The organism is Streptomyces sp. UNOB3_S3 (assembly GCF_020740895.1).
In the GTDB taxonomy this organism is placed as follows: domain Bacteria; phylum Actinomycetota; class Actinomycetes; order Streptomycetales; family Streptomycetaceae; genus Streptomyces.
Genome location: NZ_JAILXP010000329.1, coordinates 1 through 8,134, shown reverse-complemented (window position 1 = coordinate 8,134; position 8,134 = coordinate 1). Strand labels below are relative to the sequence as shown.

Annotated in this window: 4 protein-coding genes; 3 read left to right on the top strand and 1 reads right to left on the bottom strand. The window is 69.5% G+C overall.

Going from position 1 to position 8,134, the window contains the following annotated elements; all coding sequences use genetic code 11:
- The 3 genes from K6I33_RS27635 to K6I33_RS27625 form a co-directional block, all read left to right on the top strand.
- Nucleotides 1–2,152 (top strand): transposase (locus tag K6I33_RS27635; protein ID WP_238492128.1); only part of this gene is annotated, 2,152 nt, incomplete at its 5' end.
- Between the two features lie 110 nt (nucleotides 2,153–2,262).
- Nucleotides 2,263–3,258, top strand: a complete 996-nt coding sequence (locus K6I33_RS27630; RefSeq protein ID WP_229357254.1) for a TniB family NTP-binding protein — start codon at nucleotides 2,263–2,265, stop codon at nucleotides 3,256–3,258.
- 1,836 nt (nucleotides 3,259–5,094) lie between these two features.
- Nucleotides 5,095–6,945: a hypothetical protein gene (locus tag K6I33_RS27625; RefSeq protein WP_229357253.1), complete on the top strand. Its 1,851-nt coding sequence runs from the start codon at nucleotides 5,095–5,097 to the stop codon at nucleotides 6,943–6,945.
- A gap of 134 nt (nucleotides 6,946–7,079) precedes the next feature.
- Here K6I33_RS27625 and K6I33_RS27620 read toward each other — a convergent pair whose 3' ends face one another.
- Nucleotides 7,080–8,021 carry a hypothetical protein gene (locus K6I33_RS27620; RefSeq protein WP_229357252.1) on the bottom strand — a complete coding sequence of 314 codons (942 nt, stop codon included), beginning with the start codon at nucleotides 8,019–8,021 and terminating at the stop codon, nucleotides 7,080–7,082.
- Nucleotides 8,022–8,134: the final 113 nt, after the last annotated feature.

The window sequence follows — 8,134 nt, the reverse complement described above, 5'->3', positions numbered from 1 at the left end:
GAGCGGGGCGCGGCGGGGCGGGCGGCCGGTGGTCGCGGTCGGTGCGCACATCCGCTTTCGTGGGGTGCGGTGGCAGGTCGTTGCCCTGGCCGGGCAGCGTTTCCACCTGGCCGGCGAGGACGGGGCGGATGAGGTGGTGCTGGCCGGGCACCTGTTCGCCGACGCCGGCTTCGCGGTACTGGGTGCGGAGGCGGAGCAGCCTCAGGCGGTGCCGCAGTGGGGACTGTTCGAGACCGCTCCGGCCGCGGCGCGGGAGAAGGCTCTGGCCTGGCAGCGGCACATCCGGGAAGTGGAGTGCGGCTTGCCTGGCGGAGTGGGCAGCGGTGGGGTGGTGCGGGTGGAGTACGACCCGGACCGGTGGACCCTGGCCCAGCGGGAGCAGGCCAAGGCGCAGGAGCTGACGGCTCTGGGCTTTGGGCGGGTGTCGAGGGCGACGGTGCAGCGCATGCGGCTGGCCTACCGCAAGCAGGGATTGTGGGGGCTGGTCGACCACCGCACCACCCGCAGCCCTAACGGAGGCGGACGGCAGGACGAGCGGGTCGTCGCCGCGGTCAAGGACGTACTGCGCGGGCGGCGGGGGCGCTCCAAGGGCACCGTCAAAGCGCTGATGCCGCTGGTCGCGCAGCTCCTCAAAGACCGGCACGGGGATACGGTGCCCCTGCCTGCGCAGGCCACCTTCTACCGGCTCGTCCACCAGCTCGCCCACCCCGCCGACCATCCCGCGCACCGGGTCCGTAATCCGCCGATCACGGAAGACGGGCGCGCGTTCACCCCGACCGTGGCGCTGCGGCCCGGGGAACAGGTCCAGATCGACACCACCCGCCTGGACGTCCTTGCGCTCTTCGAGGACGGCAGCCTGGGCCGGCCCGAACTCACCATCGCCGTCGACGTCGCCACCCGGGCGATCCTGGCGGCGGTGCTGTGCCCCGGCGGGACACAGGCCGTGGACGCCGCGCTCCTGCTGGCGGAGATGGCCGTCCCTCACCCGGCGAGGCCGTCGTGGCCCGACGCCCTGCGCTTCGCCCACAGCACGGTGCTGCCCCGGGAGCGGCTGCTGCCGCTGGACGAGCGCCTTGAGAGCGCGGCCGCGCGGCCGGTGGCCGTGCCGGAGACGATCGTCGTGGACCGGGGGAAGGTCTACCTGTCGAGGGCGTTCACGGGGGCGTGTGAAGCCCTCGGGATCAGCGTGCAGGCCGCCCCGCCCTTCGCGCCGACGGCCAAGAGCATCGTGGAGCGGACCTTCGGGTCGATCAACACCTTGTTCTGCCAGCACCTGCCCGGCTACACCGGCTCCGATGTCACCCGCCGCGGCAGGGACGTCGCACGCGACGCGTGCTACAGCGTCGCCCAGCTCCAGGACCTCCTCGATGAATGGCTCGTGCACTGGCACCACCGCCCCCACGAAGGCCTGCGCCACCCCGTGCTCCCGAAGATCGCGCTGACCCCTAACCAGATGTGGGCCGCCCTGGTCGCGGTCGCCGGATACGTGCCCGTCCCGCTGACCGGGAGCGACTACCTGGAGCTGCTGCCGGTGCGGTGGCAGGCCATCACCGAACGCGGGATCCGCCTGCACCACCGCACCTACGACAGCGACCTGCTCGGCCCGCACCGGGGGCAGAGCTCCGAAGTGGCGGCCCGCGGCGGGAAATGGGAAGTCCACACCAACCCCCACGACGTCCGCCAGATCTGGGTCCGCCTGCCCGGGCTCGGCCTGGCAGAGATCCCGTGGATCCACCGCGAACACGCCCACCAGCCGTTCAACGACCGCACCTGGCAGTACCTGAAGACCATCACCACGCACGAGGCGGACCACGACACGTACGAGGCCCGCCTCGCCGAGGCCCTCGATGAGCTCATGCGCCGCGCCCGTACCGGATCCGCTACCCGCACCGAGCAGCACCTCCTCGCCCGCGCCGCAACCGTCCGCACTCCCCCACCACCACATCCCGAGCCCGATGCACAGGCGCAGGAACCGAGCGCGCCGGCCACCGAGACGGGCAAGGACAGCCTCGACGACCTCGACCAGGACCCTCAGGACATGACCGAGAACACCGAGAACGAGGACAACGAGGACGAGGCCCCGGACGGCCCGGCAGTGCCGGTGGCCGGGTACGGGCTCTACGACGCCGAAACGGAAGCCCTCAAGTGGTGACAGACCACCGTCCTGGCGCAGGCAGCGCCGCCGCGCAGTCAGGCGTGGACAAGCGGGACGGACACGATAGGAGCGCGCCCGCCGAGGGCGCGGCCCGAGGGGCGTGGCCGGTGACCACCTGGCAAGGCTGGCAACACTTCGCCACCACCCCTCCCCCGGCACCGCCCGCACCCGGTGACCCGGCGCGCAGCGAGGAGGAACGCCTCGCCTACCACTCCGCGTTCGTCACCGTCCGCACCCCCGCCATCGACACTCTGACCACCAGCGTGCGCACCCTGATGATCCTGGGACGGCACCAGCAGACCACCGCCCGGCCCTCACTGATCGTCACCGGCCCGGCAGCGGCCGGAAAGACCACCGCGCTCCTGCATGTCGGGCGCGCCTGCCACCTCGCCCACACCACACAGCACCCGCCACCGGCCACCACCACGCACGCTCCCGTGCCGGTCGCCTACGTGCTGGTACCGCCCGGCGCGACCGCGAAAGCCCTCGCCACCGAATTCGCCCGCTACCTCGGCATCCCCCTCACCACCCGCATGACACAAGCGGCGATCACCGACGCCGTCTGCCACACCTACAACCAGGCCGACGTCCGCCTCGTCCTCATCGACGAGATCCACCGCCTCAACCCCCGCACCACCACCGGCGCGGAAACCGCCGACCTGCTCAAAGACCTCACCGAACGCATCCGGGCGACATTCGTGTACGCGGGCATCGACGTCACCAGCACCGCTCTGTTCTCCGGGGTACGCGGAGCACAACTCGCCGCACGCGCGTCCCTCGTGGAATGCGGGGCGTTCCCCGCACGATCCGGGAAACACGAACCCTTCCGCGAGCTGATCACGGGAGTGGAAGCCGCCCTCGACCTGAGAGCGCACCGGCCCGGCACCCTGGCCCGCCACGCCTCATACCTCCACCAGCGCACCGCGGGCCGGATCGGGAGCCTCACCCGCCTCATCCGTCAAGCAGCGATCACCAGCATCCTCGACGGCACCGAACGCATCACCAAGGCGTCACTGGATACTGTGCGCCTGGACGATCTCGCCGAACAACACCATCGCCCCACCACCCCGGCCCGGAACCGACCCCACACCACACCACGCTGACCAGGCACAACACCCCTTGACCAGCATGAAAACGAACAGCGCCATTAGACGCAGAAGGTAAGTGCGACAGCCCGAGCTTCTCTCAACGAACCCGCAACACCCACAGGCCAGCCCACCCAACACCCCGGCAAAGACCACCCCCACCGGTTCTCACCCGATCTACAACACCCCAGCACACACCACCCACAACACCTCAACTCACACCCCCGCCAGCGTTACGTGGCGGGGGCGCCCTCACGCAGGCCATGCGAGGAACTGAGCACAATCCGCCCGGAGTGCTCGGCCAGGGCCTCCACGACGGCCGGCACGTTCTGGGGAGCGATGAAGCGACCGGCCGCACGGTCGTAGGGCCAGTGCAGGAATGCGGCCTGCACGCCGCCGAGCTCGTTCAGGCGGGAGGGGAGATCACTGGTAGAGGAAGTCTGTCCACCACACCTCGAATCCGGCGACCAGGGCGACAGCGGTTGCCGCCGCTTGACGGCGCTGTCGGTCCGTCCCCGCTCGTGGTACTCCGCGGCGAGCCTGCAGAAACGGCGGGAGGATGGAAGAGGGTCTGGGCTGCGGCTTTCTCGTTGGTGAGTTCTGCGGGAAGCCCGCCGTAGAGCTCCGACGCGATCAGGCAGGCCCAGTCCACCGGCCTGCGGGTCGCCACCGCGTCATCCGCAATGCGGTCGAGCAGCGTCGGCCGGCACCCGGGGTCAGGGCATTCGTCCGTCGTCGCGTAGAACAGCTGGTCCAGCACGGCATCGTCTGCACGATGCGGGAGATCGGGCAGGTATAGATCGGAGGGGCCAGCGAACTGCCGTTGTGGAGGGGCCCCGGTGGGGTGTGTGTGGTGAGCGCTGGTCATGGTCTTTCCCACGGGTGATCCTCCGGCAGGCTCGTTCCCGGTATCACGGCTCATCTGTCGGCGTCGCGCGAAGTCGGATTCAAGCGGCGCCCGCACTCATCGTCGCGCGCTCTTCGCGCACGGCGGCCGAAGAGGGGCGAACATGCCGTGCCTCAAGAGATCTTCCGGTAGAGAGACGGACCCTCAAAGGCACGGGATCCGCCCACGCAGCTCTGGGGCCTGCCTTATTCTGCCAACGGGCCCCGGGCTCACACATCGCCGACAGTATGCCCGCCGAGTTCCCTGCCCGAGCCGCCCTCGCTGGCGACGCAGCACCGGGCGATCCGGTGGGACCTGACGGAAACGCAGGACTCACATAAGCGGTCCCGTGAAAGCCGGTCCCGATACCGGACCATTCGTCCACGCGCCGACGCCCCCTTCCTCTGTGATCCAATAAAACTAAAGCGAGATCACTAAACTACCTTCGAAACACAGACGCCAGGTCGCGGTGGTGCCTACGAAACAACCAGAACCGCCCTGTCCCCCTGCCCCCAGACGGTGTGTGCTGCCGACACTCCTTCTTCGTCACGGAACCGGTCCGGCGATCCCTCCCCCGTGAGCCCGTCTCACCGCCGGACGCTCCACCGCCGCCGCACGCGCATGATCCGTACGGTAGTGCAGGCGTGCTATCCAGCCGCGCCGGGCGGTCACCGGGGCGTGATGCCGCCCATGAGCTCATCCAGCCTCCGTGTGGCCAGGCTGCCGGACTCGGGATTCTTCTCCGGCACCCATCACCCATCCATCACCCTCCACCCACCACCCGTGCCCGGTAACCGCACTCGCAGCGTGGGGCAGCGGACGCCACGAAGGCGGTCGCAGAGAGGCCAATTTCCGTTCCGCGTAGCCGATTTGGCCAGAAACGGACGTCACATCCGTAAGAGACGGTCGTTTGTTCTGTGGCCGCCGGACGACTGCGGCTACAGGACACCTGGGGAGGGAGCAAGGCTATGGGGCAAGCGCTCGCTGTGGAGTGTCACGAGTTCGAGGTGGAGGGGACATGGGTCTCCCGTTCCTTCACCGGGCCGATGGTGGTGGTGGCAGGCGAGTCGGGGGCGGGAAAGAGCACGGGGCTGGAGTCGCAGTGGTATGCCGTGGGCCTGAACTGCACCAAGGTGATGCCTGCCGTGCGGGCCTGCGAGCGGGTCCGGCTCACGTTCCAGATCGGCACGGCACGCTGGCGCGCCACCCGCTCGGCGCGCAGCAGCGCGGGGACGGTGGAGTTCGAGAACCTTTCCGAGCCGGGCCAGCCCCCGGTGCGCTGTCCGGTCAAGCCGGGCAGGAGCGGTGAACTCAGTGCCGCCGAGTTCTTCCAGGATCTTCTGGGCGTCCCCCGGATCGGTACGGGCCCGGGCCGGCTCACCATGGAAGACATCCTGCCCTGGATGTACTTCCAGCAGACCACCATCGCCGTCAGCTACCTCGGCGGGCTCTCCCCCGCGCGGCGCCGCCTGGCAGGGCGGACGCTGCTCGGCGCCCACGACGCGCAGGTGGAGGCCCTGCGGACGCGCGCCGAGCGGGCCCGCAAGGAGTGGTCAGCAGCCAAGGGCACACTGGAGAAAGTCCTCGCGGTGCGGGCCGAGCGGGGACTGGACGAGCTCGGTGACCTGCAGGCCCGGCAGGCACAGTGGACCACCGAGCACCAAGAGACCGCAGCGCGGGCACGCGCAGCTTCCGTAGAGCTGAGCACACTGGCCCGCCAGCACCAGAGGCTTACCGATCAGGCGAAGGCAGCCGAGCCCGCCCAGCAGGCCGCACGGGCTGGCGCGGACGAGGCTGAGAAGGAGGCACGGTCCTGGGCACGCGCCGAAGGAGAAGCCGAAGGGCTCTACACGGCGTTGCGGGAACGTTCGGCAGACCCCGCGGCGTGTCCCGTGTGTCACCAGAAGCTGGTGGCCGAAGGGCTGTCGGACGAGCAGTGCCGGCTGTGCAAAGAGATCGACCCCGGCCGGGCGCAGCGCAGTCGGCAGGACGAGGAGCGTGTGCGGCAGGCCCACGGGCAGCGGGACCGGGCCCGGGCGGCCCGGGAGCGGGCGGACGCCGCGGCCGCGGCCGCGCGGCTGAAGGCGCTGCAGGCCGACCAAGCGGTGCGTGAGGCATACGCGTGTGCTGCGGAGTTCGGCAGGGGTGCCGTCGAGCCGCAGCGGGAGACGGTACGGGGGCTCGAGGCGGCAGCGCGTGAGCTGGCGGCGCGGCTCGAGCAGCTCGCGGAGCATCTCAGGGAAGTCGACGTCCTGCGTGACCTGGAGCGTGACCGCGACCGCCTGGAGGTGGCGAAGAACACCGCGCAGGAAGAGTTCAAGAGCGCGGAGGAGGACGTGAGCGAACACGTCAAGGCCCTGGTGACGCGGTGGTCGCTCTTCTTCGAGAAGCGCATGAAGGCCACCGACGCGCAGGTGCGCAGTGCCTCCATCGATGCCGGCGACTTCTCTCCTCTGGTCAACGGCCGCTCCTTCGAGGCCCAGGCCGTGGCCGGCGCGGTTCTCGTCAGGGTCAACATCAACGCCATGCTCGCGCTGCGGGACCTGATGCGCGAGATCCCGGCCATCCGGCTGCCGGGCTTCCTCATGATCGATTCCCCGCTGAGCGGCCTCGGCACCCAAGGACACGACCGGGAAGCCTGCGAGACAATGCTGCGCGCGCTCGTCGACTGCGCGATCCGGCCCGATGTCCAAGGGCACGTGCAGCAGGTGATCTGCGCGGTCAACGACCCGCTCGACCAGCCGGTTTCGGCAGCCCGGCAGATCCTGGTGGACAAGACCGACCGCTATATCCCCGGCCTCCCAGCCGACCTGGCATAACCCGTCGAAGGGTCCCTGCACGGCAGTCCGGTTGCAGGGACCCTTCGGAGTGCCCGGTCCGTCCCGTTGTATCCCGGCGTAGTCCGAGTGGCCCCGCAGGTTTTCTGCTGTTCCGGTCCAACTGCCGGTGAATTCTATCGGGGCTTTTTCAGTGCCGGCTCGCTGTAGAAGAGCTCGACAAAGTCCTTGCTCGGCGGGTAGCCGCCGGAACGCTCCTTGGCGAAGGCCCGCAAGGCGGCGCGACGGGCCGCTGCGGTCGTCGCCTGGGCAAGGACTCCTTGACCGACGGCTTCCTCGGCCAGGCCCGGCAGGTTGGCGGTGAATTCGTCGTACATACGCTTCGCCGCCTCGGCGACCCGGGCCGTGGCCTCTTCCCCGGCGTCATACCCCAGCCGGGTCAGCCCGTTGTACCGCCGTGAGCGCAGCTCGGGGAACTCGCGCAGCAGTACCCGTTCACGCTCGGTCCTCTTCGTTGCCTCGCGGAAGGCCGGAAGTCCTTCGAGATGGCGGGCGATCCGGTCGATTTCCTCGGGGGTGGAGGGCGGGTCCTCCGCCTGGGCTTCCCTCTCTTCCGCGTGGAGCTTCTCCTCGATCTCGTCGAGTTCACCGATCAGTTCGTCCCACCACAGGGCGTCTGCGTGCCAGCTGTGGATGACGGTTCCAGCGGCGAACTGCAGCGTAAGTGCCTGGCACCGCCCGTGCTGTTCACGGGCTCGGCCGAGGAGTGCTGCCATCTTCTTTCTGTCGCTGGCGTCCATGAGGGTGAGTGTCTCCTCGTCGGGGCCGAACTGGGTGGCGTCGAAGAGGTCGTCGGTGTAGTAGACGAAGGGCGCGTTCACGTATGCGGCCAGGGTGAGGAAGTCCTGCACGGACATAACCGTGGGGCTGATCTCGCACTTGATGTAGTGGCCTTGGAGGGACGCCCGCAGTAAGCGCAGGCTGTGGAGAGCCGCGTATTCGGCCAGGCCGGCGCGGATGAAGTCGAGTTCTGGCAGTGCGTCTTCCTCGGGCGTTCCGGAAAGCGGGGGCAGGGCGAGGGGAGAGCGAACCGGGACGGGGGCAGACTCGGCGGTCATTACGGCCTCTCTCGCATTTAGGCGGGGACGGGGAGGTATCAGCAGCGGGCGGCAGCATGCCAGTCCTCTGCAGGGTGCGGGTGAGGGCAGCGGTGAGGAAGGGGCGGGCACGG

Coding starts and splice junctions, on each gene's coding strand:
- K6I33_RS27620 (WP_229357252.1), bottom strand. CDS start 8,021: ATGACCGCCGAGTCTGCCCCCGTCCCGGTTCGCTCTCCCCTCGCCCTG.
- K6I33_RS27625 (WP_229357253.1), top strand. CDS start 5,095: ATGGGGCAAGCGCTCGCTGTGGAGTGTCACGAGTTCGAGGTGGAGGGG.